The sequence below is a fragment of the Shewanella profunda genome (assembly GCF_023283765.1).
GTDB lineage: Bacteria > Pseudomonadota > Gammaproteobacteria > Enterobacterales > Shewanellaceae > Shewanella > Shewanella profunda.
Genome location: NZ_JAKILG010000003.1, coordinates 92,077 through 116,632 on the forward strand (window position 1 = coordinate 92,077; position 24,556 = coordinate 116,632).

The following is a 24,556-nucleotide window of genomic DNA, read 5'->3' on the forward strand; positions in this document are numbered from 1 at the left end:
TAATCCTAGAATTTATGCTTAGAGGCAATGCAATGGGGATGCAGATTACCTGAGGTTTTGAGTCGATACAATCATGTGGGACTAGAATTTCAGACGAAAGGTACTTTGATGTTACTTTTGTGCACTTGGATGGGTATTAGAGCAATTTATAAGGTTCGACAGACTTTTTATTTGATACAGTGAATACTGCAGTTTTTCTGTATTGTCAGGGTAAAATAGCGCCATAAACTCGGTCTAATCTAAATAAGTGTTCCTAATTATGCGACTAGTTTCCACAGTAAGCCGGCCTCAATAAGTAGATCCTTAGCGCCATGGGGGGATTGATGCGTGCCTGCATTAGGTATTGGCTTAAGTGTTTAGAGTTCGGAACCGCTATTTAGGAATGACTTCAGAACATCACAACTATATATTTCAAGCCACGGCTTTAATGGTATTGCACAGGGGAATTCGATGCATATCGAGCTGTTTTTTATCCCGTTAGTGGATATAAATAATGAGCTACAAACGCGTGCTAAGACCTTGCTAAGTGAGGATGAACTGGCAAAGATTACACGTTATCGAGCACATAAAGCGCAAATAAATGGTTTGCAGGTTAGGGCGGCACTGCGTTTAGTTTTATCAAAAATGGCGACTTTAGATCCAAAAGACTGGTGTTTTGAATATGGCCCTAAGGGAAAACCAAGTTTAACGGCAAAGCAAAAGCAACAAACAGGGCTTGAGTTTAATTTAAGCCATAGCGGCGATTGGTTATTGATTGGTGTCGTTAAGCATCAAGATATAAGCCCCTGTTTATTAGGCGTTGATATTGAGAGGTCGCGTCCTAAAACGGATATCTATCCGATCCTAAATCATTATTTCTCCGACCAAGAAACCGAAGCACTGTTGGCATTGGCGGATGAATCGGCTCAGCGGCAACGTTTTTTCGATCTTTGGGCGTTAAAAGAATCCTATATCAAAGCGACGGGATTAGGTTTAGCTCAGTCACTTAAATCCTTTGCCTTTGAATTAACGGATCTAAATTTGGATAATTTGAGTTCTGATAGTGGGAGCTTAGAGAGTACGAACTTACACAATACCAACTTAGAAGCTCAAGCTAATACCAATCCAATCGGATTTATTGAGCTTAAACGTTTCGGAGTGCAGCAGGGGGCCGCACTTGAAATCCGACCTACGCTACCCGTATATCGTGATATTCGATTACATCAACTTAATACCGCCGATCCTTACTGTTGGCAGATTTATTTTGGCAGGTTGAACCTAGAATATCGTTTCGCACTGAGTTTGGCCTCTGCAGGAGCTAACAACCCACACGCAGGATATTCGGCCCTATCTACGACACTTTCGATGCAAATGCTGAGTGTAGAGACCTTGCTTAATTAAACTTATTCACGGTTAACAAAAAGCCCTATAATTCAGGGCTTTGTTGGTCAGGCTAATAGAGAGTCTTTAGCCTAAATGCTAGGGCGCTAGGTCTTATTGTCTTGCGAGTCTATGGCCTTCACCAGGCTGCTCAAAGTCGCTGCGATAGGGGTTGATATCTAAACCTCCGCGGCGAGTGTAGCGGGCGTAAACCGTTAACTTAGCACAACGACAATACTGTTTTAAATCGACGAAAATCCGCTCGACACATTGCTCGTGAAACTCGTTATGCTGGCGGAAAGAAATCAAATAGCGCAGCAGTTTCTCGCGATCGATTTTAGGCCCTTGATAACGGATCATCACGCTGCCCCAGTCGGGTTGCGAGGTGATTAAGCAGTTGGATTTCAGCAGGTTTGAATTAAGCGTTTCCGCCACCATTTGTTTATCGTCGGTGCTGTTTTCTAAGTAATCGGGATTAAAACTATAATCGCTGACTTCAATATCCAGATCATCAATGCAAGTACCTGGTAACTCGATAATACGTTGAGTACCAAAGCTTTTAGGTTCAATAATTTTTACCGTTACATCACCCTCAGCGCAGTGACTAAGATCATGGACTAAGGTTTTTTGCAACGCATCGATACTGGCAAACTTAGTCTGATTAAAGCTATTTAAATATAATTTGAAGGATTTTGACTCAATCAGGTTTAGGCTTTGATAGCTTAAATGGATCTCGGCTATGGCGACCATAGGTTTACCTTTGGTATTCAGCCAAGACAACTCATAACCCGTCCAGATATCAGCACCGTGGAAGGGCAAGGTTCCAGTGAGATTAATCGCGTTACGGTTGAGTGAGCGAGGAACCCCTTGCAGCAGCGATGCATCATACTCGGCTTGGTAGTCAGTGGCTTTACCTAAAGTTAGGCCAGCAAGCGCTTTTGCATCACTATAGGGATCGTGATTCTGTGTCATCAATACTGTTTCCATGTCAAAATAGGCGCACATTATACCTGAAATTGGATTGTGCTTAAGTGTCTTGTCTGCCCGCGTTAGATAAATTTTTGCAAAACTATCATCAAGCTTACCTAACTACTTTAGGCGAGTTACCGCGATATTACCCGCAAGGTGAGCCTTCTGTATGCATTCAAGGTGAATTTTTTGGCGATTCGGATGATCCAATCGCTTGGCAGCCGGTTAAGCGTGATGACGTTGGTAGTTTTGCAAATGTGGAACATGCGTTAGATCTACCTTTGTGGCCCGATATTCAGCCATTTTACGGCCAGTATTTCTCAGCACCATTACTATTTGACTCAAAATGGGGTACGGGTGAGTTACTGCAAGCGTGGAACGATGACGATTTTAAATGCCTGCAGCAAAACCTGATTGGTCACCTGATGATGAAGAAAAAACTAAAACAGCCGCCGACTTGGTTTATCGGTTTGTTAGATGAGGGAGATAAAATGCTAACCATCAATAACAGTGATGGCAGTGTGTGGATTGAGCTTCCTGGTGAGCTACCCTGGCAGCAATTGTCGCCAAGTTTAGCGGAGTTTATCGAGGCACTCTCTCCACGGATCGCACCGCCCGTTAAACATGAAGAATTACCTATGCCCACATTAGCGCACCCCGGTATTTTCGCCAGCCTTAAGCGTATGTGGCAAAATCTTTTCGGTAAACGTTAGTTGGCGTGAGCTCAACCCTCAATTCTCAACCTAAGCGCAGCTTAGGTTGAGTTCAGCAACGGGATAATATGATGTTATTGATGATCCCAAGACAGATTCGACACTATGCGGCAAGGTTCACAGCGAAAGTGAAACATATCCAATAAAGGTTCATCCAGTTTCCAATTTTGGCTGCCACAACGTGGGCAAGGTCGTGCCATTTCTGAGGCGAGATTTTGACCGCCGACTCGATATAAATAGTAATAGGTCGGTATCTTAGTCAGATATTCGATACGGCCACGTAAATCCCAACCTCTGCGAAATAAATCACTGTCTGGACTCGATAATTCCTCTAGCGCGGCAAATTCTGCCTTTGTGGCCGCCGCCATCTGCAACTCATCACAGGCCTGCCATTCACTTTGCCAACGGATAATGCGTTTATGATCGCCATTGAAAGTTGCTGGGATTTGATACAAGGGAATGGGCAGTAAGTTATCGCCACTATGGAGGGGTGAGCACATGTGCACAAAACTCGTGTACAGCAGTTGCCAGCTCGGAGTTTCGGTATTGCTGACCTCAGAATTAATATCCTGACCAATAAACTTTTCCCGCGGTGCTAACAGCTTAGCCTCGGTTAATTCTGTTAAGGCTTTTTTGACCCAAGGGCTATGATACTTGTGCGCTAAACTGGTTTTCTCCGGCATAAGCAACCGCACTCTAAACTCACCGTCATTAAAGGCGACCGCAAATTCTCGTCCTAATATTTGGCCGTTAGCTCGATAGGCTTCTAAGAGCTGATTAATGGCTTTTTCTGCTGCGGAGAGGGTGGTGTCGGCAAAGCATTCAAAACGCAGTTCAGTGACAAACATTAAGCAATTTTTCCTTGGGATTCTAATAGACTTATCCGCTGTTTAAGCTCAAGCAGTTCATTTTTTAGTTGGGCGATTTCTGCATTTTGCTGCTTGGCATAATGTTCAAAATGGTGTTGTTGGGTAACGAGGCGCTCGGCAAGGATAGTTAGGGTTAAGGTTTCATTTGTATCCGCTGTTGCAGATATTGGGTTTGTAATTTGTAATTCAGCTAAACGCTCACGCTCAGTCTTTGGCATAGCTTTAAATTGCTGTAAACCTTGGATCAATATTGGTAATGGCAGACTGTTACCTAAACGGGTTTTGATTAACGCTAGGCTTGGCACTTTTCCGCTAGCTTCGAGTGCACGTGCAACTGCTAATACTTGGTCAATGTGACTCATAATGAGTGAAATTCCTTAATTTATTGAGTGATGTTAAATCAATTTGCAGATGCTGTTTATATTTTGTTTTACAAAACAGTGAATTACTGTTTGGCATATGTTTTGCTTTTCATCGCATCTCAATAACAATTACACAGGATGTCATATGATGAACACTAAATTAAACCGCGCAATAATTGCTATCACTTTTTTAGGGGCTGCAAGCTTAGGTCTTAGTGGCTGCGTGGTCAATGTTGGTGATGGTGAATCCCATTGGGATAATCGTGAGTCTTGGGAAAAAGTACAGAATAAAAATCGCAATAATTTAACCCAATTAAGCTTAGGTATGACTAAGGATCAAGTGATGATCATTATGGGAAATGCTGATTTTAGCGAAGCCTATATCCAAAATGGGGATACTAATAAAGAAGTATTAGTGCTGTTTTATCGCACCCAACATACCCAGAGTGATGGTAAAACGACTAAGGACGAATGCACACCAATTGTCATAAGTAATAATGCCTTAGTGGGTTGGGGTGAAACGGCATACGGCAAAATCTAGAAACCATTTCCCACTAAAGCTCAAACGGAATTAGGGTTTTCTAAGCTGAGTATCTAGCTGTTCAATAAGTTGAGTCCATTTGGCATCGGCTTCTAAGGCTTCGGTAATAAAGTTCTTTTGGGCTTCGGTCCAAAAGGACGCTTCGCTTAAATGCATTTGATGATCAATCTTATGGTTAGCAATAAATTGGGTAATTGCCTCTGGTTGATTATCTAATCCAAGTTGTTCAAACAAATGGCTTAAGTCTACTGGAGTGGTATCCATTTAGTTTTCCTATTTAATATGTGCGTTAGCCTCTAGGGTATGCGTCTGATGGAAAAATGCAATCTATGATTAAAATTTGCACTTTTTAGTTTCCTTGATACATTGATCCATATTCATCGGAGTGTGATCTAAATCAAGGAATTCTACTTATGGACAACAATACCTTGGACGAGTGCCGTGCGGTGTATTTGACTGCAGAAGATTTACGGGTTGCCGCTTCCATCCTCTATAACGCTTACCACGATGATCCTTTCTTCGTTGAATCTTTATATACCTCGGATAAAGTTGACTACGAACAAAAATTGCGTGCAGCCATTCGTGAAGAACTCCACACCTTGTGGCAGCAAAAACAAGCACTGATTGGTCTGTTTGATCAAGAACGTTTAGTTGGTGTGGTTTGTGTAGTGACCCAAGAAGTGCCGCTAGGAGAGGCGCGATATTGGCACTGGCGTTTAAAAATGCTGCTAGGAACGGGTTGGCAATCCACTCAAGCTATTATAAAAAAAGAATCGAGTATTGTTGAACTCTTGCCAAGTAACCGTTGTGGGATCCTACAATTTATTGCCTTAGCGCCAAACGAGCAGCATAAAGGTTTAGGGCATCAACTTGTACAAGCCGTTGTTAGCTGGTGCGATGAGCAGCGTGAACTCGATGGTATTGGCGTGTTTGCAGCACAAGAAAGCCATACCCATTTGTTCACTCAGCACGATTTTGTCTCCTTAGGTGAACTGACTATTGGCAGTATCTCAGGACAATTATTATTTTATGCAGGCCAACAAGATGAATGAGCGCTTCATTCGTTTTGCTGACTTTTATCCCTTTTATCTTTCACAGCATCAGAATCGTACTTGTCGGCAATTACACTTTATAGGCAGTTGTTTGGTATTACTCCTCCTTGGCGCGGCTATTTTTACTCAGAGCTGGTGGCTATTGTGGTTTATTCCTGTGGTTGGCTATGGATTTGCGTGGATTGGGCACTTTATGTTCGAGCGGAATAAACCTGCGACTTTCCAGTATCCATTATATAGCTTGATGGGTGATTGGGTGATGTTTGTACAGATAATTCAAAGTTGGTTTAGACGTTATAACTGAGCGTTAAAGTGTGAAGCTCACACCCTTGTGAGAGATCGCTTACAAAGGCTGTAGGATAAAATGTTTTCTTTTTGATTGTTTTGTAACCACGTTATTATTAATCTATTTTAATTCATAGTGTTAGGTGAGTCGCTTGGATTCGTGGTTGAATTTTTGATCTGTGGGTGTTCTTTGGGCCGGACAAAAAAATAGGTATTAGCGTAAAATTATTTCATGGTCAAGTTGAATGGATTGCATGGATAGCAACACAGGTCAAAGGGATGCAGGAAGCAACGAATTTTGATTTCATGGCTGAAATCTCTGATGGTAGTCAAACTGTCATCAACCAAGGATAGGTTAAGAAAGCAAGGTTGCTTTTCATGGATGAAGTAGGATACCACACTTGTCAGGATGATAAGTTTCAGGATGAATACAGGACACGCTTAAGGATTAAGCATGAACTCGAAACAGGATGTATCGAGTCAAGGATAAGTATAAGGGTGAACAGCTTATACTCAATCAGCAAGAGAAATATGCAGGATGCAACAGGACTAAGCCATAGGATATGGCAGGCTCTGAAGCAGGATATTCGGGTCAAAGGACTGAGTGTTAAAGGTTTGCTTTAAACACAGGGATAAAGAGGGATTCAGGGACGATGCAGGATGCAAGCAAACGCAAGGAAGGTGCAGGGAGCACTCATTAAGCAGGAAGGCTTACAAGGAATAAATGGGGCGCACAGAGTGCGCCCTTTTCTTTTTCGTTTTTTACCTTGGCATCTATGTCGTCCATCATCTGAACTCTTTCATCGGGTAAAAGATTGAAATTGCCTGATTCTATGTGAGATATATCTCACAGATGCGTAAGTTATTTGTAAGCTACTAGGCCAGTAAAACCCAAGAAATCCTTGGTTAATTTATTTATATCAATTGGTTGTGCTAAAGTGCCAATTGTTTTTTTAATATGGGGATTAACATCTTTTTATCTTTCTTAAGAAGATAGAGGTTCGCTAGCGTACAATTGATCCTGTAGATGGAAGCAGGCTATAGGATGACAGGATGTTAGTGGTCAGGATGACTGCAAATACCAAGGGATTTAAGGGATTAGCCATTAATGAGTAGTAGGGATGCTGTCTTTCAGGATGAAAGATAATTTGCACTATGGAAAGTCAGATTATCATGGATAGATAACCTAGTTGCATAGGGACTGCAATGGCACATGGAGTGCAATTGAAAGGATGCTATTTAACCTATTTCATGGATGATGGTGGAACCGCTCAAGAAAGAGCAAGCTTGGCAAAGGGATGGCTAAGAAATAGGAATGTATGTAAATACAGGGAAATATCAAGGATTGAGCAGGGATGATGCAGGATGCTCGAATTCGCAAGGATGGTGCAGGGAGCACAACAATAGCAGGATGGCTTAACAGAGAACCGGAGGGTGTGATCTTAGGATCGCGCCCTTTCTTTTTCTGGTGTGTTGCCAAATAGAGTCCTTTGGGAAAATGACTCTATTTGGCAACAATAGCGTTTTAGTGACATTTACCAGGGTTACACCCGCTTTGACTGCCGCAGCCGCCAAATTTACCTTGGGCTGTGGGAGCCTCATGCCATTCGGGTTCTGGGAATATAGGCCATTCAATTTTTTGAATTTTCTTACCCAACATCCAAATATGACCTCGATATTGATTAATACCGTCGGTGCTAAATTCAAATAAGTATTTTGCTTTCCAACAAATTCCCGTAGTTCCACCTAGGCTTGGGCGTGCCGTTTCCATCGCGATGGCTAAAAGCTGAACCTTCTGCCGACCACATTCTTTCTCGGCAAAAATACGGCTTAATTCTGCCATTTGACGTAGTTGCCAAAAAAATGCGGCAATTACAACAACCGCAATAATTAACAGTAGATCTGACATCATTTGCTTGCTGCCTTAAACAAACCACCTATGGCTTGTGATAGTTGAATACTTCGATTGGGATTTCTTAATTCACCCAGTAATTGATTACGTAAACTAGGGATAGCCACAATATCAGCAAAGATCTGATTAAAAAAGGCTTGGGGCTGTAGTGCAAGGGCTTCTAAGTAAATAGTGCGACTTAACTCTTGCTTTAGCACAGTCCAATTGCGTCCAGCGATACTAATCAGTGTATTTGCATCTAAGTAAGATCCTTGGTGTAAGTATGCCAACGCTTTTTGGCTTAGCTCGCTACTTGATGCTAACGCCCGCAGAAAATACGCTTTATGCTCTGGTTCCGCTGTGGTGAGTTTGTCTAAGATTTTATTGGCAAGCAAAGGGCTAATTTGTACATGTTCTAAGCACTGGCAAAGGGCAATTTGTACTTCAATCGCTGCCGAATCAAAACTTGTGAGAAGTTTCGCTTCATGGTCGAGTTCACTTGCTCGCACACATACGTCGGCAATACCTTGTATACCAATATGTTGCCATTGACTTGGCGCAATTTGGCCCGATAAGTATTGCATGGCAAATTCATATTGAGTTGATGCGTGTTGCCCCAATTGTTTACGAACCAAGGCGTTAAATACGGCTAATTTCTCTTGGCTGGGTTTAAAGCTAAAGGGGCTGTTTGCAAGCCGTTCCTGCTGTTCATTACTGAGAGGCTGAGTTGGATCTTGTCCAAGTGCTGATAACACCATTTCGATAAATTGTGAACGTGGAGCGGGCGAGAGCAAGCCTTGTTCATCTAAGGCGAATTTTAGAAACCAGATAAAGTGTTGCTGACTCGCATCCCAAAACACGATTGCAAATTGAGCATGCCCTTGAATAGGGTAAGGATAGGGAGTGACAAGGGATTCGATTTGATGAAATGCTAGCCTATCGATGTGCTGTACCCTACGGCCGAGATCATACACTTGAAATTGGGTTTTTGCGGTAGTTAAAAACTGGCTTAAAGTTGTAATTTCAGTCATTTGGTTGCCATATTAATCAAAAGAGGCTTAATAAATTGGCGACATTATAGGGGGAAGTGAAGCCGGATGGTATGATTGCCACACTTTAATAGGGCAGGCTAGTGAGTGTATTCTATCATTGTGCCTGATGCCAAATGGATCTCAACTCGATGTTATATAGCCAAACTCAGGCTAAATTGGAACAAATTGCGCTGTGCCTACAGCAGTCGGGGCTATGGACACCAATACCGCCTTCAGATGAGGCGATGGCAAGCACTGCTCCCTTTGCTTGCGATCTTATGCCCTTAGAGCATTGGCTGCAGTTTATTTTTATCCCTCGTATGCGAACATTAATTGATGCTGGGCAGCCACTGCCGACAAGCATTGCTATAGCGCCCATGGCGCAACATGTATGGCAAGAAATCACTAAATTACAGCCGTTAATTGGCCTATTGAATGAATTGGATATGTTGTTAAATGAACCAAGATGATATGTGGCTTGATATGCCAGATGATGAATTAGATCATGCGGTATTGGATAATACCGATGAGCAAGCACCCGATATTCAAATCCTCTTTGAAGATGAACATCTTGTAGCGATCCATAAACCCGCAGGTTTACTCGTGCACCGCAGTTATTTGGCTCGTCGTGAGCGTTTTTTTGCAATGCAGTTAACCCGTGACTTAGTTGGGTGTCATGTATTCCCTGTGCATCGTTTAGATAGGCCAACCTCTGGTGTTTTGCTATTTGCCAAGAGCAGTGAAGTTGCTAATGCGTTGTGTGAGCAATTTGCCGCTCATTCGGTCGAGAAACAGTATCTTGCGCTAGTACGTGGCAATATGCACGAAAGCGGTGTGCTGGATTATGCCCTCAAGGTCGAACTCGATGAGGTCGGGGATAAACATGCCCGCCAAGATAAAGCAGCACAGGATGCCGTTACGGCTTTTGAGCCGCTACTCAATGCTGAAATTCCATATCCATCAGGACGATATCCAACGAGCCGTTTTGCATTAGTGCGACTTACCCCAAAGACCGGACGTAAGCATCAACTGAGAAGGCACATGGCGCATTTACGCCATCCCATATTAGGGGATACAACCCACGGTGACGGTAAACAAAATACCTTTTTCCGCGAGCATTTCGGCATTAATCGTTTATGGCTTATCGCGAAAAAGCTCACTTTCACGCATCCAATAACTGAAACTCGGATCAGCATTGAAACAGAGCTTGAACCACAATGGGAAACCGTGTTCACCGGTCTTGGCTGGAATGATGCTGTTTTGAGCAATGATGATGCATTTTTGATCGCTAGCAATTAGCTCGGATTTTGTTTGTTACAATCATCGCTTTTTTTGAATAGCTTGCGGTCAACCCAGTGAGCTTATTAAGGCTAGATGTCGATATTTAATAAAACTTAGTCGAGTTTTGATGGCATTTTTGCTTTCAATGGACGCAGTTTTTGCATCATATTCGTTAAAGTTGAAAAACCTGGTGTTGGCGCGAGGGGAGATTGAAGCTCTTGCTGGGCGGCGTGGAAGTAATTTTTACGTCGAGTATTGGTGGTTTTGTGATGTTGTTTGAGGTGTTTTTGTCTAGTGGTCTGTCGCATCAGTTGCCTTCCTCATGCCCAATAACTTGATTTCTTAAATTTTTTTACGTCGTTACTTGCTCTAAAGCCTGAGAATAAAGTAAGTTCAGCTTAATAGAGTTTTATACGCGGGGCAGAGTATATCATGAAAAAAGTGAATTTGGTGTTTGGCACAGTGTATGGAAGCGCACAATTTACCGCCGAAACCTTAGAAAAGGAATTAACGGCTTTAGGTTATAAAGCGAAACTATGGCAACCCAATGAGATCGCAAACTTTATTCCACCTCAAGATGAACTATTAGTCGTAGTGACCTCCACCACAGGGCAAGGTGATCTACCTGAAGATATCCAACCTTGGTTTTACCAGTTAAAAAATGCAGCACCCTATTTACCCGAGCTTAAGTACAGTGTGATTGCGCTGGGCGATTCAAGTTACGACACCTTTTGCGGTGCGGGTAAGGCTGTAGATGAACTGTTAAGTGAACTTGGTGCTAAATCCGTAATGGGGCGTTTAGAAATTGATGCCTGTGAAACCATGGAACCTGAGGTTGAAGCGAAAAAATGGCTGGAACGCTGGAATCAAGTCGTCAAATCCGAGCTCGCCGCTTAGGTCAGTTTGTCGCTCAGCAATGGTTTAAATTTGCCCAGCGGCTAAGTCAGGCGCTGCTCATTCCTATTGCCATTTTGCCCGCGGCAGGGATTATGCTTGGCTTAACAGCCAGTCCAATCCCTTTTATACCCGAAGAGCTAACGGTTTTGATGTTGGCTGTGGGTAAGTTGATTTTTTCCATTATGCCGATGTTATTTGCGGTAGCCGTTGCCATTGGTTTTTGCCGTGATCAAGGTATTGCCGCCTTTACTGCGGTATTTGGTTATGGGGTAATGACGGCAACATTATCGGCGCTGGCGGCTCTCTATCATTTACCAACTCAAGCTCTACTGGGAATGGAAACCTTAGATACGGGGATTGCAGGTGGTATGTTACTCGGTGGTATAACCTGCTTAGCGGTGCGATTGAGCCAATATATCCGATTACCTGCCATTTTCTCCTTCTTCGAGGGGCGGCGCAGTGCATCTTTGCTCATCATTCCATTAGCAATGTGTTTAGGTTACGTGCTTGCCCATGTGTGGCCGCCATTAGCTTTATTGATCGAGCGCGTATCCGATTGGGCCGTTTATCAAAAGCCTGCCATTGCTTTTGGTGTCTATGGCACTCTGGAGCGTTTGCTTATCCCCCTTGGATTGCACCATATTTGGAATGCACCATTTTACTTAGAAGTGGGGCAATATCAGACTCAAGGAGCGGAAGTGATCCGCGGAGAGGTAGCGCGTTATTTAGCTGGCGATCCTCAGGCGGGGAATCTTGCGGGGGGATACCTCATTAAAATGTGGGGATTACCTGCGGCTGCACTTGCCATGTGGCGCTGTGCCGATAGATCTGAGCGCAACCGCGTAGCTGGAATTATGCTTTCAGCAGCAACGGCTAGCTGGTTAACAGGGGTCACTGAACCTATCGAATTTGCGTTTCTGTTCGTGGCGCCGATCCTATTCCTTGTCCATGCTCTGTTATCTGGTCTGGCATATTTTATCTGCATAGTGCTTGATATTCACCATAGCATAGTCTTCTCCCATGGATTGGTGGACTTTATGCTCTTGTTCCCTCTTTCACGTAATACCAGTTGGTTTATTTTTCTTGGGCCTTTAACCGCTGTACTATATTACCTATTGTTTAGGCTAAGTATTCTGGCTTTCAACCTTAAAACACCCGGACGATTAGAACGTGAAGATGGGCGTCGGAGTAAGGAAAGTTTAAGAGCGATTATTGCTGCACTGGGCGGGCGAGAAAATATTGTTGAGCTCAATGCCTGTCTAACCAGACTGCGCTTAAGCGTTAACCGCCCTGAGTTAGTGAACAAAGTTCGTTTGAGTCAGTTAGGGGCTAAGGGCGTCATTGTGGTGGGAAAAGGTGTGCAAGTGGTTTATGGCACTAAAGCTGAAACCCTGCGTAAAGTACTACAACGCTATATCGATACCCGCCGATAAACATACTATGTATTTCTAACAGATTGGCGCCTTTGTATTCGCCAAATTTATGGCTTTAATTTTATGATTTATTGAATCAATTGTCTGAAATATAGAATTTATTGTCTAATTTAACAGGTTTTATGCTGTTCGATTTCATTGGCTGTGGCAAACTCCAAAATAGGGATAATTCAGGAGAGCCAATTTTGCAATCAATTACCGGTACCGCTGCGGCCAAAACTTCAAAAGTGTTAGAACGAAAAATCTTAATGACAGATTGCGCCGATGCCCAAGGCTTAATCGCTAAGATCACAGGTGTTTGCTTTAACCATAAGCTCAATATCATAAAAAACAGTGAGTTTGTGGATAATGCGCAGGGGCGCTTTTTTATGCGCACTGAGCTAGAAGGCGTATTCCATAGCGAGCAATTATTGCAGGATTTACGGGATGTGCTGCCAGCGCAAAATCATATGACCTTGGTCAGCGCGGGTAAAAAGCGCATTGTGGTGTTAGTCACTAAAGAGGCGCACTGTTTAGGCGATCTGTTGATGAAAGCCTATTATGGCGGTTTAAGCGTTGATATTGCGGCGGTAGTAGGAAATCACGATGCACTGCGTGAATTGGCTGAAAAATTTAACATTCCCTTCCATCTCGTGAGTCATGTTGACCTCGATAGAACTCAGCATGAGCAAGCTCTGCTTGCCGCGGTGGCGCAATATGAACCAGATTATTTAGTACTCGCTAAGTATATGCGAGTACTCACACCCGATTTTGTTGCGCAATATCCCAACCGCATTATCAATATACACCATTCCTTTTTACCTGCTTTTATTGGTGCAGCGCCCTATCGACAGGCATGGGAGCGAGGCGTGAAGATTATCGGTGCGACCGCACATTTTGTGAATAATTGCCTTGATGAAGGCCCTATCATTAAACAAGATGTTATTCCTGTTGATCACAGTTATAGCGCGCTAGAAATGGCCCGAGCGGGTCGCGATGTGGAGAAGAGTGTGCTGAGCAAGGCGCTACAGTTAGTGCTCAATGAACAAGTTGTTGTGTATGGTAATAAAACCATCGTATTTTAAGGAATGGATTGTCGCAGCAGGCAGGAGAGTATCTGGTTTGAGCGGGTACTCTCGTTCCAAGTTTACTCACATCAATATAAATATTTTTTATCAAATTGTTTATTAAGGTTTTTATTGGAATATTTTGACAAGTATCCGTAAAGTGTTTATTCCAAGCGTTAATCATGGATGGGAGTGATAGATGTCAACTAGTCGAAGTCTTATCGTTGGGATGAAGGATTTACCTGACAATTTGAATTTATCATGGGCGCAACTCGATGAGCAATTTCGAGTACAACGAATGAGCAAAGCCTTTTACATCCGTTGTAAACGGTCTGCTGCGCAAATCATCAATCAGCCTATCTCTGAGCTTTTTAGCGCCTTCAATGCCGAACTTTGTGCCGATATTACACGGCGACAAAGGCAAATAATCGGTTTCCAACTACAAGATGATCAAGGTATGCGATTACATTTTTCGCTGCATTTGGTGCCAAATGTAGGCTGGAATTTGATTTTATCCGACATCAATTTTGAAGATCCACAGATGAAAGAATTGCACTCGGATTACCGACGCGCGATTCAAGCAAGTGACGCATGGTTGCAACATATTGAAGATGTAATTAAATCTCCCCAAGAAGATGTATTTAGAGTCGCAGTATCTAAAGCCATGTCCTTAACGGGTAGTCAGTATGGATTTATTTTGTTGCATAATGAGAAGTCAAGTTCGTTGACACTGGCTGCGCGTTCTGAATATCCCATCCCTAAGATTAATGAAGCGGATTTTGCAAAAGAGAGTGCGCAAGTCGCAGAGCTAGAGTGTCGTTTATGGCTTGAATGTGCGAGAAACTACAAACCCATTATCCACAACGATAGGGATAATCTTCCACATCGCGGAGATTTTGCCTTTGATCGGTTGCTGCTTACTGGGCGTTATATCGCAGTACCGATTTTATTTCGCACCCGAATGGTCGGGTTAGTCTGTGTTATAGGCAGGGATGAACCTTATACGCGCAATGATGCAAGATCCTTGCTCACCTTTGCCAGTATTCTTTGGCATACCATAGAGTTACCTCGGTCATTACGCGCTGTTTCCCGTCAATCAAAAATTATTAAAGCGCAAAAAGAGCAGTTATCCCAATCCTTAACTCAGTTGATCAGCGCGATTTCAGAGGCGCTAGAACTGAAGGATGCCTATACCGCAGGGCATCAAAAGTCGGTTGCACAATTAAGTTATTTGATTGGAGAAAAGCTTGGTTTAGAACCGCAGCGTCTAGAAGGGCTTAAAATTGGCGCATTAGTGCATGATATTGGCAAACTTGCTATCCCATCACAGATATTGACTAAGCCTTCCCGACTGTCTAAAGAGGAATACGCGTTAATTCAGACCCATCCGCAGCATGGCGCCGAAATAGTCGAGGAGGTGGAATTTCCTTGGCCGATTAAAGAAATGATCCTGCAGCACCATGAGCGGCTGGATGGTTCGGGTTATCCTGCGGGGTTAACTGACAAAGAGATATTATACGAAGCAAAAATAATTGCAGTGGCAGATGTTGCAGATTCTATTCTATCCCACAGACCCTATAGACCTTCTATGGGATTAAAAAGAATGACCGATGTTTTAAGAGCTGGTAAAGGAACATTGTTTGATCCTGAAATTGTCGAAACCTGCCTTACTATTCTTATTAATCAAGAGATTAGTATCAGTGATCACCTTGGTAGTGTATTACTTGAGCCTATTATTGAAATCACTCTTGACCATGAACTAGAGGATATACAGCGCTTGCTTACTCAGTCGAGTTCGAAAGTTGCAGTCGTTTTTGATGAAGTCCGTAACATCGCAGGAGTGATTACGCTGAACCTACTCGATCACTGGCTTAGCCCTCGATTGGGTACGGTTGCTGAACGTGAATCTGATCGTGCTATTTTGCATAAAAAAGCCCATCAAATTATGATGCGCAATGTACCAATCATTAATGAAGTTGCCACATTAGAAGATGCACGAATTCAATTAAATCAATCTAATAGTGAATTTATTGTCGTAGTCAATAAAGTGAAGCGACCGCTCGGGGTTATAGGCTGGCGAGAGATTGCTATGGTACGAAATGCGAATAGTGAGTTTGAACGCTTAATATAAAAGCTGATATTTTGCATGAAAAAAAGATGCCCTAAGGCATCTTTTTTGTCGCGAGCGGTTGAGTATAATGCTAATCCACTATGCGCAGTAACTCGTTAATACCCACTTTACCGCGGGTTTTTGCATCTACTTTTTTAACGATAATGGCAGCATACAGGCTGTATTTGCCACACGCAGAGGGGAGGTTGCCCGATACCACTACCGAACCCGCTGGCACACGGCCATAATGGATTTCGCCAGTTTCGCGATCATAGATGCGTGTGCTTTGGCCGATATATACACCCATTGAAATCACTGAACCTTCTTCAACCACAACGCCTTCAACAATCTCAGAACGTGCGCCGATAAAGCAGTTGTCTTCAATAATGGTTGGCCCAGCTTGCAATGGCTCAAGTACACCACCAATGCCTACTCCACCGGATAAATGCACGTTTTTACCGATTTGTGCGCATGAACCCACTGTGGCCCAAGTATCAACCATAGTGCCTTCATCGACATAGGCACCTAAGTTCACATAGGATGGCATCAACACGGTATTTTTACCGATGAATGACCCTTTACGTACTGTGGCAGAAGGCACCACACGAATGGCTTCCGCTTTGAAGCGTGCTTCATCATATTCGGCAAATTTTAACGGCACTTTGTCGAAGTATTTGGTTTCAGCGCCGTCGATAACCGCGTTATCGAAAATACGGAAGGACAGTAATACCGCCTTTTTCAGCCATTGGTGTACATGCCATTGGCCGTCGATTTTCTCGGCGACACGGACTTCACCTTTGTCGAGCATATTGATGACATGTTGCACATCGCTACGCACACTGGCGTCGACTGTACTTGGTGTGATGTCGGCGCGCGCTTCAAAAGCCGCCTCAATACGTTGGCGTAAAGCCTCCATTTACTTCTCCCACTGGTTTAGTTAATTAAACTGATTCGGTATTGCTTGCACTTAGCGCACTGATTAACGCTTCCCTCAGGGCATTCTCTTGGGTTTCGTTAAGCTGTAACCCATCATTGGTCTGCAACATAAAAAAATCTTCTGCCCGTTCACCAATAGTGGTGATTTTGGCAGCGAGTAAAGTGGTGTTGCAGCGGTAAAATATATCACCCACTTTAGCCAATAACCCCGGAGTATCGAGGGCGATAAGCTCCATCATACTTGTACCATGACGACTGCTTTTGAGAAAACTCACTTGTGTCGGAACATTAAAAGGTTTCATCTTGCGCGACAGTTTTCTAAAACGCGGTAGTTTGGGGTTATCACTCGTAAGCGCTTTTTCGAGTGCTTTACGAATACTCTGAATACGAGATAACTGACTGACAGGCTCACCGTCTTGCTCCAAGATCACAAAGGTATCGAGGGCATAGTTATCTTTTGAGGTCATGATGTTGGCATCATGGACGTTGATATTTTTATTGTCGAGCACCGCCATCACAGTCGCGAACAATTTGGGTCTATCTTGGCAATAGACAAATAGCTCTGTGCCACCACGAGTCGTGTGTTTAGACACTAAGACTAGCGGTTCATCCAGCTGTTTGTGTTTTAAGATGGCTTCGGCGTGCCAAGCGACCTGATTTGGCTGGTGGCGTAAAAAGTAATCCGCCTTAAAACGTTGCCAGAGTGTATCGAGATCCTTTTCTTTCAGTCCGCGGCGCAATAATTCTTTTTTGGCCTTGGCTTGGTACTCACGTACTCGGGCGCGAATATCCACTGGTTTTTCTTTACCGCGGGCAAGCACTCTTTGGGTCGAAAAGTATAAGTCGCGTAGCAGTGAGCCTTTCCAGTTGTTCCAGGTTTTTTCGTTGGTGGCGCAGATATCGGCGACAGTTAAACAATACAAATAGCTCAAATGCACGGCATCGCGGACTTTATTGGCAAAATCGGCGACCACGTCGGGATCGGAAATATCGCGGCGCTGGGCGGTGACTGACATCACCAGATGATTCTCGACCAACCACGCAACTAAGCGACCATCGTGATCGTTTAACCCGTGGAGCTTACAAAAGGCGAGGGCATCGGCGCCGCCAAGTTTACTGTGATCGCCACCGCGGCCCTTAGCGATATCGTGGAAGATAGCGCCTAAAACTAACAAGCCCTTTTTCGGCAGTTGGTTGATCAGAATCGAGCCTAGTGGGAACTCTTCCTTCTGTTCGGGTTGTGAGAATCGTTCAATATTAAGCAGTAACCTGTGGGTATGTTCATCGACGGTATAAGCGTGGAATAGGTCAAATTGCATCTGACCCTCAATATTACGCCATGCGGGTAAATAGGCCGATAACACGCCGTGTTTATGCATTAAAGATAAGGCAACGATGCCGCGAGGATGGCGCAGAATTTCCATAAACGCTTGGCGGCAGAGCGGATTTTCTTGCAATGCTTGGGATTGTGCGCGTCTTGCGCGCCGAAGAGAACGCAACGTTGGTGCGTAAATGCCTTTGATGTTGGAGTTTTTAGCCACCAATAAAAACAGCCGAACAATTTCTTCACCGCTATCGAACAGATCATCACTTAGCGCTTCGATAAAGGTGCCGCGGCGTTGATAGTGTTTATCTATTGATTGAATTTCTAAGGCTTTTGTGTGGCCAAGTGTTGCTCGCTTAAACAGTTGCAACAACATTTCGTTCAGCTCCATCACTCGGCGAACCGTGCGATAGTAACGTTTCATCATTTGCTCAACGGCAAGCTGGGTGGCATCTTCATACCCCATAAGTTCGGCGACTTGGCGCTGCACATCAAAGAGTAAGCGATTTTCATCGCGCCCGACTACCATGTGTAGGGCAAAGCGCAGTTGCCACAGAAAATGCTGACATTCGAGCAGTTCTTCTAATTCGCTGGGCTCTAAAAAGTCATATTGGACTAACTCTTCTAGGCGAGCGGCACCAAAGTGACGCATTGCCACCCAAGTAATGGTTTGAATATCCCTAAGACCGCCGGGACAACTTTTAATATTGGGTTCTAAGTCGAAGGCACTGGCTCTGGCATGGCGCGCATTTTGCTCATCGCGTTTGGCGATAAAAAAATCGCTCGATGTCCAAAAGTCACTCTGGCGGATGGCGTCATATAAACGATCAAATAATGACTCAGGTCCAGACAGCAACCGTGCTTCTAACAGATTAGTTGCGATAGTAATATCGTTGCGGCCAAGCTTTAGCGTGTCATCTAACGTACGGACACTGTGGCCTATTTCGAGGTTGATATCCCACAAAAAGGCAATAAATTGGCTGAGTGCGGCTTCGGCTGCGGGGGACAGTAGATCGTCAAACAGAAATAATAGGTCAACATCCGAGTGGGGATGCAATTCACCACGGCCGTATCCCCCCACCGCGATGAGGGCGATGCCATAGGCATCGAGATCATGTTGATCCCAAGCCTGTTTGACGAGGGAGTCGACAAATTGGCAGCGCTGCATCACTAGCTGTTCAATCGGTGTTTTGGCTTTGAATCGTGTTAATAACGTTTGATTCTGTTCGATTAATGCTTGTTTTGCGAGCTGCACTGTATTCATCGAGTCCCTTGTTTGGATTATTTTAGTGATTGTTTATCCGCTTAATCCCGTGGGTGACCGAATTAATCCATCTAGTGGTTAATAAAGCGCGGAAAATCTTCTTCGTCACGTAGCGTCAGTACTTCAACACCCGTTTGTGTCACTAATAAAGTGTGTTCCCACTGGGCGGAGTTTTTACCATCGGAGGTGGTGACCGTCCAATTATCATTACGGTCTAGCACTGTGGTGTGTCGACCCGCGTTGATCATCGGCTCAATAGTAAAGCACATGCCTGGACGCAATATTGTGTTATCACCGTTACGGTAATGCATCACTTGGGGTTCTTCATGGAAACCAGCTCCAATACCGTGACCACAATAATCTTGCACGATGGAATATTTCTCAAGCCCTGTTTTGCTGGCTTTGATGAATTTTTCGATGGTATTGCCGATTTCACCTAGTTTTAAACCTGGACGAACCTTACGAATCGCTAAATACAGGCTTTCTTGGGCGATGCGGCACAGGCGTTTGTCTTTTGGGCTGACTTCGCCGATTAAAAACATTTTTGAGGTATCGCCGTGATAGCCATCTTTAATCACTGTGATATCGATATTGAGAATATCGCCATCTTTCAGTGGTGGGTTGTCGTTTGGAATACCGTGGCAAATCACATGGTTTACAGAAGTACAGATGGATTTTGGAAAACCATGGTAATTCAGTGGGGCAGAAATCGCACCTTGCTCTTCGGTATATTTTGCGCAGATATCGTTCAGTTCATTAGTGGTCACACCCGCTTTAACATAGGGGGCGATCATGTCTAAAACCTGTGCGGCAAGCTTTCCAGCCGCGCGCATTTTCTCGATTTCTTCAGCGGTCTTAATGACTATACTCATTGCGTTTTCTCTTGTGTCTTCGATGTCTATTGGCTACGCAACCCTATGCAAAAATTTGTGCTTTAGGGCTATTTATGGTATAAAGCGCGCCGTTATGTTTAAGTCTTGATGAATTGTCCAAGCCAGATTTTGGTCTGCTTTGATGGTGGCAAGACTAAAGATGGCGGCCATTATACATGGCAATTTGTCTAAATACTAAATCACACACGTGTCGACACATTCTTCGGGGTGCCCTCAGCTGTTAACTGCGGGGTCGAAGACATGGGATGCGTGGAGGTCTAACCCCCTAAATTTTAAGGTAATAGAAATGACTACAGTTTCAATGCGCGATATGCTTCAGGCCGGTGTCCACTTTGGTCACCAAACCCGTTACTGGAACCCAAAAATGAAGCCATTCATTTTCGGTGCTCGCAACGGTGTTCACATCATCAACCTTGAGCATACTGTGCCAATGTTCAATGAAGCGCTGGCTTTCATCAGCAACGTCGCTTCAAAGAAAGGTAAAGTATTATTCGTTGGTACTAAACGTGCTGCTGGCGAAGCGATCAAAGAAGCTGCTTTGTCTTGTGATCAGTACTATGTTGATCACCGCTGGTTAGGCGGTATGTTGACTAACTGGAAAACCGTTCGTCAGTCAATCAAACGTCTGAAAGAACTGGAAAGCCAATCAGTAGACGGCACTTTCGACAAGCTGACCAAGAAAGAAGCGCTGATGCGTACTCGTGAGCTTGAAAAGCTGGAAAAATCTTTAGGTGGTATTAAGAACATGGGCGGCCTGCCAGACGTATTATTCGTCATCGGTGCTGACCACGAGCATATCGCTATTAAAGAAGCTAACAACCTGGGTATCCCTGTTGTTGCAGTTGTTGATACTAACTCTGCGCCAGATGGTGTTAACTACATCGTTCCTGGTAACGACGACGCGATGCGTGCTATTCGCCTGTACACTACTTCTGTAGCTGCTGCTGCTAAAGCTGGCCGTGGTCAAGATCTGGCTGTTCAAGCTGAGCAAGACGGTTTCGTAGAAGCCGAATAATAATAAGGCGGGATGATTATCATCACCCTTATTAACCAAGATTTTTGATTGGTTAACAGGGGCCATTAGGCCCCTGTTTTATATCTGCAAATTAGTCGATTTTTTATAGAGGATTTAACAATGGCAATTACTGCTGCCCAAGTTAAAGAACTGCGCGACCGTACTGGCGCAGGCATGATGGATTGTAAAAACGCACTGACAGAAGCTAACGGCGACATGGAGTTAGCAATTGACAACATGCGTAAAAGTGGCGCTGCCAAAGCTGCTAAAAAAGCAGGTAACATCGCTGCTGACGGTACAATTCTTATCAAGAACGGCGAAGGTTTCGCTGCGCTGTTAGAAGTTAACTGTCAAACTGACTTCGTTGCTAAAGATGCTAACTTCCTAGGTTTTGCTAACGCTGTTTTAGACGTTGCTGCAGCGTCTAAAGTGACTTTAGAAGACTTAAAAGCACAGTTCGAAGAAGCACGCGTTGCATTAGTGACTAAAATCGGTGAAAACATCAACATTCGTCGTGTTGAGTACATCGATGGCGCAAACTTAGCGTCTTACCGTCACGGTGAGCGTATCGGTGTTGTTGTAGCAGGTGTTGCTGACGAAGAAACGCTAAAGCACATCGCAATGCACGTTGCCGCTTCTAAACCAGAATTCGTTAACCCAGAAGATGTTCCTGCTGACGTAGTCGCAAGAGAGCAAGCTCTGCAAATCGAAATTTCAATGAACGAAGGCAAGTCTGCTGAGATCGCTGAGAAGATGGTTCTAGGTCGTATGAAGAAGTTCACTGGTGAGATTTCTCTGACTGGTCAAGCTTACATCATGGAACCTAAGAAAACTGTTGGTGAAGTTCTGAAAGAGAAAGGCGCTACAGTCACTAACTTCATTCGTTTAGAAGTGGGTGAAGGTATTGAGAAGAAAGAAGAAGATTTCGCAGCTGAAGTTGCTGCTCAAATCGCTGCTTCTAAAAAGGCTTAATCGCCAACGCTAAATACCCCCAAGACCGCGGCAATAGCTGCGGTCTTGTTATGACCAGGATAAAAATTATGAGCACCAATCCAAAACCTACGTTTAGACGCATTCTTCTAAAATTAAGTGGCGAAGCACTGATGGGCGACGAAGGCTTCGGCATCGACCCTAAAGTATTAGATCGCATGGCTCAAGAAGTGAAAGAGCTGGTAGAGTTAGGTATTCAGGTGGGTGTGGTCATTGGTGGTGGTAATCTGTTTCGCGGTGAGGGCCTGGCAAAAGCGGGTATGAACCGTGTGGTGGGCGATCACATGGGTATGCTGGCAACGGTGATGAACGGCTTAGCTATGCGTGACGCCTTGCACCGTGCCTATGTTAATGCTCGTCTGATGTCGGCTATTCCCTTAAAAGGGGTGTGTGACGACTACAATTGGGCTGAAGCGATAAGCTTATTAAAATCTGGTCGAGTGGTGATTTTTGCTGCAGGAACAGGTAATCCTTTCTGCACGACCGATTCTGCGGCCTGTTTACGCGGCATTGAAATCGAAGCTGAAGTCGTGTTAAAAGGCACTAAAGTCGACGGTGTTTACTCCGAAGATCCAATGAAGAACCCAGATGCTGTTAAGTATGATGAAGTAACTTATGCAGAAATTCTGGAAAAAGAATTAAAAGTAATGGACTTAGCCGCCTTTACTATGGCGCGTGATCATGACATGCCTATTCTTGTGTTCAATATGAACAAACCTGGCGCCCTACGTCGTGTGATTATGGGTGAAGAAGAAGGTACGCTGATCAGAGCGAAAAAAGTTATTTAATGACCAAGAAGGACATTTAACGTGATTGAGAACATTAAGAAAGATGCGCAAGAGCGTATGGGAAAATGCGTTGACGCGACTAAAAATCAAATGGCAAAAGTGCGTACTGGTCGTGCCCACCCAAGCCTGCTGGATTCTATTCAAGTCTCTTACTACGGCACTATGACGCCACTGAACCAAGTGGCGAACGTTGGCGTTGAAGATTCACGCACTCTGTCTGTAACTGTATTCGATCGTAGTGCAATTCAAGCGGTTGAAAAGGCGATTATGAGTTCAGATTTAGGCCTGAACCCTATGTCTGCTGGTGCAACATTGCGTATTCCATTGCCTGCGTTGACTGAAGAACGTCGTAAAGACTTCATCAAAGTGGTACGTAACGAAGCTGAAAACGGTCGTATCGCGATCCGTAACGTGCGCCGTGATGCGATTTCTGAAGTGAAAAAACTAGAGAAAGCTAAAGCCTGTACTGAAGATGATGTACGCCGTAGCGAAGAGGAAGTTCAAAAGTTCACTGATGCTCATATTAAAAAGGTCGACGAGATTTTAGCGGCCAAAGAAATTGAGTTGATGGAAGTCTAATCTCAGGCTCGATAAGCTAGAGTTGATGCGCCGTGTAGGGGTATACTACACGGCGTTTGTCTATTTTAAAGGGCTGTATTAGATGTCATCCACAGTGGAACTTGATCCGCACCCTAGGACGAGTGAGAGTGATTTATACACTCAAACGACCTTGCCAGGACAATTACCCGAACTCGTGAAACAGTCGTTACCTAAGCACGTCGCTATTATCATGGATGGCAATGGGCGTTGGGCTCAAACGCAGGGTAAACCACGGGTGATGGGACATAAAGCCGGTGTAAAGGCGGTAAGGCGTGCTGTTAGCACTGCGAGTCAATTAGGTATTCAATCGCTAACCTTATTTGCGTTTTCTAGCGAGAATTGGCGTAGACCCGATAAAGAAGTCAGCTTGCTGATGGAGTTGTTTTTTACTGTGTTGCAGCGTGAAATTAAGCTACTGCATAAGAATCAAGTTAAGCTCAATATTATTGGTGATATCAGCCGTTTTTCTGCGCGGTTACAGAAGCAAATTGCTGCTGCTCAAGAGAAAACATCAGGCAATACTGGCTTGATTCTTAATGTTGCAGCTAACTATGGTGGCCGTTGGGACATACTTCAAGCGGCGCAAAAGTTAGCTCAGAAGGTCGAAACTGGCGAAATGACCAGCAGTCAGTTCACCGAAGAAGCCCTAAGTGAACATTTGTGCATGCAAAATCAGAGTGAAGTTGATTTAATGATCCGCACAGGTGGAGATTGCCGCATCAGTAATTTTGTGTTGTGGCAGGCGGCCTATGCTGAGTTGGTGTTTATTGACACCCTTTGGCCTGATTTTGATGAACAGGCTTTTCATGAAGCGATTGCCATTTTTGCAAGTCGCCAGCGCCGTTTTGGTTTGACTGGAAGTCAGATTGATGAGATGCGCGCATTGTAAAACGTCATGAGGGATTTT

26 protein-coding genes are annotated in these 24,556 nt (G+C 44.2%); 16 read left to right on the plus strand and 10 right to left on the minus strand.

The genetic code is table 11. The annotated features are described in order from the left end of the window. Positions 1-450 precede the first annotated feature (450 nt). On the plus strand, positions 451-1,380 hold the full coding sequence (locus L2744_RS02400) for a 4'-phosphopantetheinyl transferase family protein (RefSeq protein ID WP_283103862.1): 930 nt from the start codon (positions 451-453) through the stop codon (positions 1,378-1,380). Between the two features lie 93 nt (positions 1,381-1,473). Here the strand turns inward: L2744_RS02400 and queF are convergent, their stop codons facing one another. Continuing rightward, a complete protein-coding gene (gene queF / locus L2744_RS02405; protein ID WP_248990551.1) occupies positions 1,474-2,331 on the minus strand; it encodes an NADPH-dependent 7-cyano-7-deazaguanine reductase QueF in 858 nt (285 codons plus the stop codon). A gap of 59 nt (positions 2,332-2,390) precedes the next feature. On the opposite strand from queF, the gene syd reads away from it, so the two are divergent. Further along, positions 2,391-3,041, plus strand: a complete 651-nt coding sequence (syd, locus tag L2744_RS02410) for a SecY-interacting protein (RefSeq protein WP_248990552.1) — start codon at positions 2,391-2,393, stop codon at positions 3,039-3,041. A 74-nt stretch (positions 3,042-3,115) separates the two neighbouring features. Here the strand turns inward: syd and L2744_RS02415 are convergent, their stop codons facing one another. Then, positions 3,116-3,889, minus strand: a complete 774-nt coding sequence (locus L2744_RS02415) for a Zn-ribbon-containing protein (protein WP_248990553.1) — start codon at positions 3,887-3,889, stop codon at positions 3,116-3,118. Beyond that, on the minus strand, positions 3,889-4,272 hold the full coding sequence (locus tag L2744_RS02420; protein ID WP_248990554.1) for a hypothetical protein: 384 nt from the start codon (positions 4,270-4,272) through the stop codon (positions 3,889-3,891). The genes L2744_RS02415 and L2744_RS02420 overlap by 1 nt, the downstream gene beginning before the upstream one ends. Positions 4,273-4,417: 145 nt before the next feature. On the opposite strand from L2744_RS02420, the gene L2744_RS02425 reads away from it, so the two are divergent. Continuing rightward, positions 4,418-4,813, plus strand: coding sequence for a DUF3192 domain-containing protein (locus L2744_RS02425; RefSeq protein WP_248990555.1), 396 nt, complete (start codon positions 4,418-4,420; stop codon positions 4,811-4,813). 30 nt (positions 4,814-4,843) lie between these two features. Here the strand turns inward: L2744_RS02425 and L2744_RS02430 are convergent, their stop codons facing one another. Continuing rightward, positions 4,844-5,077, minus strand: coding sequence for a DUF2789 domain-containing protein (locus L2744_RS02430; protein ID WP_248990556.1), 234 nt, complete (start codon positions 5,075-5,077; stop codon positions 4,844-4,846). 149 nt (positions 5,078-5,226) lie between these two features. Here L2744_RS02430 and L2744_RS02435 point away from each other — a divergent pair, with 149 nt between their 5' ends. Then, on the plus strand, positions 5,227-5,865 hold the full coding sequence (locus L2744_RS02435) for a GNAT family N-acetyltransferase (RefSeq protein ID WP_248990557.1): 639 nt from the start codon (positions 5,227-5,229) through the stop codon (positions 5,863-5,865). Further along, positions 5,858-6,169: an Mpo1-like protein gene (locus tag L2744_RS02440; RefSeq protein WP_248990558.1), complete on the plus strand. Its 312-nt coding sequence runs from the start codon at positions 5,858-5,860 to the stop codon at positions 6,167-6,169. The genes L2744_RS02435 and L2744_RS02440 overlap by 8 nt, the downstream gene beginning before the upstream one ends. A gap of 1,506 nt (positions 6,170-7,675) precedes the next feature. Here the strand turns inward: L2744_RS02440 and L2744_RS02445 are convergent. Both L2744_RS02445 and L2744_RS02450 read right to left on the minus strand, forming a co-directional pair. After that, positions 7,676-8,062: a DUF3301 domain-containing protein gene (locus L2744_RS02445; protein ID WP_248990559.1), complete on the minus strand. Its 387-nt coding sequence runs from the start codon at positions 8,060-8,062 to the stop codon at positions 7,676-7,678. Continuing rightward, positions 8,059-9,072, minus strand: coding sequence for a DUF3549 family protein (locus tag L2744_RS02450; RefSeq protein ID WP_248990560.1), 1,014 nt, complete (start codon positions 9,070-9,072; stop codon positions 8,059-8,061). Before L2744_RS02450 ends, L2744_RS02445 begins: the two co-directional genes overlap by 4 nt. 149 nt (positions 9,073-9,221) lie before the next feature. Between L2744_RS02450 and L2744_RS02455 the strand changes: the two genes are divergently transcribed. Together L2744_RS02455 and truC are read left to right on the plus strand one after the other, a co-directional pair. Then, positions 9,222-9,542, plus strand: coding sequence for a YqcC family protein (locus L2744_RS02455; protein ID WP_248990561.1), 321 nt, complete (start codon positions 9,222-9,224; stop codon positions 9,540-9,542). Then, positions 9,529-10,371, plus strand: coding sequence for a tRNA pseudouridine(65) synthase TruC (gene truC / locus L2744_RS02460; RefSeq protein ID WP_248990562.1), 843 nt, complete (start codon positions 9,529-9,531; stop codon positions 10,369-10,371). The genes L2744_RS02455 and truC overlap by 14 nt, the downstream gene beginning before the upstream one ends. A gap of 95 nt (positions 10,372-10,466) precedes the next feature. On the opposite strand, the gene L2744_RS02465 is transcribed toward truC, so the two are convergent. Continuing rightward, a complete protein-coding gene (locus L2744_RS02465; RefSeq protein WP_248990563.1) occupies positions 10,467-10,661 on the minus strand; it encodes a hypothetical protein in 195 nt (64 codons plus the stop codon). 124 nt (positions 10,662-10,785) lie between these two features. Between L2744_RS02465 and L2744_RS02470 the strand changes: the two genes are divergently transcribed. The 4 genes from L2744_RS02470 (at position 10,786) to L2744_RS02485 (ending at position 15,860) form a co-directional block, all read left to right on the plus strand. Beyond that, positions 10,786-11,250 (plus strand): flavodoxin, encoded by a 465-nt coding sequence (locus L2744_RS02470; RefSeq protein WP_248990564.1) that lies wholly within the window; start codon positions 10,786-10,788, stop codon positions 11,248-11,250. Further along, complete coding sequence (locus L2744_RS02475) at positions 11,202-12,683, plus strand: PTS transporter subunit EIIC (RefSeq protein ID WP_248990565.1); 1,482 nt, start codon at positions 11,202-11,204, stop codon at positions 12,681-12,683. Before L2744_RS02470 ends, L2744_RS02475 begins: the two co-directional genes overlap by 49 nt. Before the next feature lie 122 nt (positions 12,684-12,805). Further along, positions 12,806-13,747, plus strand: a complete 942-nt coding sequence (gene purU, locus L2744_RS02480) for a formyltetrahydrofolate deformylase (protein ID WP_283103869.1) — start codon at positions 12,806-12,808, stop codon at positions 13,745-13,747. Positions 13,748-13,928: 181 nt separating this feature from the next. Continuing rightward, positions 13,929-15,860: an HD domain-containing phosphohydrolase gene (locus tag L2744_RS02485; RefSeq protein WP_248990566.1), complete on the plus strand. Its 1,932-nt coding sequence runs from the start codon at positions 13,929-13,931 to the stop codon at positions 15,858-15,860. Positions 15,861-15,930: 70 nt separating this feature from the next. Here the strand turns inward: L2744_RS02485 and dapD are convergent, their stop codons facing one another. The 3 genes from dapD to map all read right to left on the minus strand — a co-directional run bounded on the left by dapD (position 15,931) and on the right by map (position 20,235). Continuing rightward, complete coding sequence (gene dapD, locus L2744_RS02490; RefSeq protein ID WP_248990567.1) at positions 15,931-16,755, minus strand: 2,3,4,5-tetrahydropyridine-2,6-dicarboxylate N-succinyltransferase; 825 nt, start codon at positions 16,753-16,755, stop codon at positions 15,931-15,933. Between the two features lie 25 nt (positions 16,756-16,780). Beyond that, positions 16,781-19,363: a bifunctional uridylyltransferase/uridylyl-removing protein GlnD gene (gene glnD / locus L2744_RS02495; protein ID WP_248990568.1), complete on the minus strand. Its 2,583-nt coding sequence runs from the start codon at positions 19,361-19,363 to the stop codon at positions 16,781-16,783. A 71-nt stretch (positions 19,364-19,434) separates the two neighbouring features. Continuing rightward, positions 19,435-20,235, minus strand: coding sequence for a type I methionyl aminopeptidase (gene map, locus L2744_RS02500; RefSeq protein WP_248990569.1), 801 nt, complete (start codon positions 20,233-20,235; stop codon positions 19,435-19,437). A gap of 307 nt (positions 20,236-20,542) precedes the next feature. On the opposite strand from map, the gene rpsB reads away from it, so the two are divergent. The 5 genes from rpsB to uppS all read left to right on the plus strand — a co-directional run bounded on the left by rpsB (position 20,543) and on the right by uppS (position 24,538). Next, positions 20,543-21,271: a 30S ribosomal protein S2 gene (rpsB, locus tag L2744_RS02505; protein ID WP_037458301.1), complete on the plus strand. Its 729-nt coding sequence runs from the start codon at positions 20,543-20,545 to the stop codon at positions 21,269-21,271. 120 nt (positions 21,272-21,391) lie between these two features. Then, positions 21,392-22,243, plus strand: a complete 852-nt coding sequence (tsf, locus tag L2744_RS02510) for a translation elongation factor Ts (RefSeq protein WP_248990570.1) — start codon at positions 21,392-21,394, stop codon at positions 22,241-22,243. 68 nt (positions 22,244-22,311) lie between these two features. Further along, complete coding sequence (pyrH, locus tag L2744_RS02515; protein ID WP_248990571.1) at positions 22,312-23,049, plus strand: UMP kinase; 738 nt, start codon at positions 22,312-22,314, stop codon at positions 23,047-23,049. A 21-nt stretch (positions 23,050-23,070) separates the two neighbouring features. Beyond that, on the plus strand, positions 23,071-23,628 hold the full coding sequence (frr, locus tag L2744_RS02520; protein WP_012088724.1) for a ribosome recycling factor: 558 nt from the start codon (positions 23,071-23,073) through the stop codon (positions 23,626-23,628). An 82-nt stretch (positions 23,629-23,710) separates the two neighbouring features. Further along, positions 23,711-24,538: an undecaprenyl pyrophosphate synthase gene (gene uppS / locus L2744_RS02525; protein ID WP_248990572.1), complete on the plus strand. Its 828-nt coding sequence runs from the start codon at positions 23,711-23,713 to the stop codon at positions 24,536-24,538. Positions 24,539-24,556 lie beyond the last annotated feature (18 nt).

Excerpts from the sequence above, each read along its gene's own strand:
- L2744_RS02400 (WP_283103862.1), top strand. The coding sequence starts at position 451 with ATGCATATCGAGCTGTTTTTTATCCCGTTAGTGGATATAAATAATGAG.
- queF (WP_248990551.1), bottom strand. The coding sequence starts at position 2,331 with ATGACACAGAATCACGATCCCTATAGTGATGCAAAAGCGCTTGCTGGC.
- L2744_RS02415 (WP_248990553.1), bottom strand. The coding sequence starts at position 3,889 with ATGTTTGTCACTGAACTGCGTTTTGAATGCTTTGCCGACACCACCCTC.
- L2744_RS02420 (WP_248990554.1), bottom strand. The coding sequence starts at position 4,272 with ATGAGTCACATTGACCAAGTATTAGCAGTTGCACGTGCACTCGAAGCT.
- L2744_RS02425 (WP_248990555.1), top strand. The coding sequence starts at position 4,418 with ATGATGAACACTAAATTAAACCGCGCAATAATTGCTATCACTTTTTTA.
- L2744_RS02430 (WP_248990556.1), bottom strand. The coding sequence starts at position 5,077 with ATGGATACCACTCCAGTAGACTTAAGCCATTTGTTTGAACAACTTGGA.
- L2744_RS02435 (WP_248990557.1), top strand. The coding sequence starts at position 5,227 with ATGGACAACAATACCTTGGACGAGTGCCGTGCGGTGTATTTGACTGCA.
- L2744_RS02440 (WP_248990558.1), top strand. The coding sequence starts at position 5,858 with ATGAATGAGCGCTTCATTCGTTTTGCTGACTTTTATCCCTTTTATCTT.
- L2744_RS02445 (WP_248990559.1), bottom strand. The coding sequence starts at position 8,062 with ATGATGTCAGATCTACTGTTAATTATTGCGGTTGTTGTAATTGCCGCA.
- L2744_RS02450 (WP_248990560.1), bottom strand. The coding sequence starts at position 9,072 with ATGACTGAAATTACAACTTTAAGCCAGTTTTTAACTACCGCAAAAACC.
- L2744_RS02455 (WP_248990561.1), top strand. The coding sequence starts at position 9,222 with ATGTTATATAGCCAAACTCAGGCTAAATTGGAACAAATTGCGCTGTGC.
- truC (WP_248990562.1), top strand. The coding sequence starts at position 9,529 with ATGAACCAAGATGATATGTGGCTTGATATGCCAGATGATGAATTAGAT.
- L2744_RS02465 (WP_248990563.1), bottom strand. The coding sequence starts at position 10,661 with ATGCGACAGACCACTAGACAAAAACACCTCAAACAACATCACAAAACC.
- L2744_RS02470 (WP_248990564.1), top strand. The coding sequence starts at position 10,786 with ATGAAAAAAGTGAATTTGGTGTTTGGCACAGTGTATGGAAGCGCACAA.
- L2744_RS02475 (WP_248990565.1), top strand. The coding sequence starts at position 11,202 with ATGGCTGGAACGCTGGAATCAAGTCGTCAAATCCGAGCTCGCCGCTTA.
- purU (WP_283103869.1), top strand. The coding sequence starts at position 12,806 with ATGCTGTTCGATTTCATTGGCTGTGGCAAACTCCAAAATAGGGATAAT.
- L2744_RS02485 (WP_248990566.1), top strand. The coding sequence starts at position 13,929 with ATGTCAACTAGTCGAAGTCTTATCGTTGGGATGAAGGATTTACCTGAC.
- dapD (WP_248990567.1), bottom strand. The coding sequence starts at position 16,755 with ATGGAGGCTTTACGCCAACGTATTGAGGCGGCTTTTGAAGCGCGCGCC.
- glnD (WP_248990568.1), bottom strand. The coding sequence starts at position 19,363 with ATGAATACAGTGCAGCTCGCAAAACAAGCATTAATCGAACAGAATCAA.
- map (WP_248990569.1), bottom strand. The coding sequence starts at position 20,235 with ATGAGTATAGTCATTAAGACCGCTGAAGAAATCGAGAAAATGCGCGCG.
- rpsB (WP_037458301.1), top strand. The coding sequence starts at position 20,543 with ATGACTACAGTTTCAATGCGCGATATGCTTCAGGCCGGTGTCCACTTT.
- tsf (WP_248990570.1), top strand. The coding sequence starts at position 21,392 with ATGGCAATTACTGCTGCCCAAGTTAAAGAACTGCGCGACCGTACTGGC.
- pyrH (WP_248990571.1), top strand. The coding sequence starts at position 22,312 with ATGAGCACCAATCCAAAACCTACGTTTAGACGCATTCTTCTAAAATTA.
- uppS (WP_248990572.1), top strand. The coding sequence starts at position 23,711 with ATGTCATCCACAGTGGAACTTGATCCGCACCCTAGGACGAGTGAGAGT.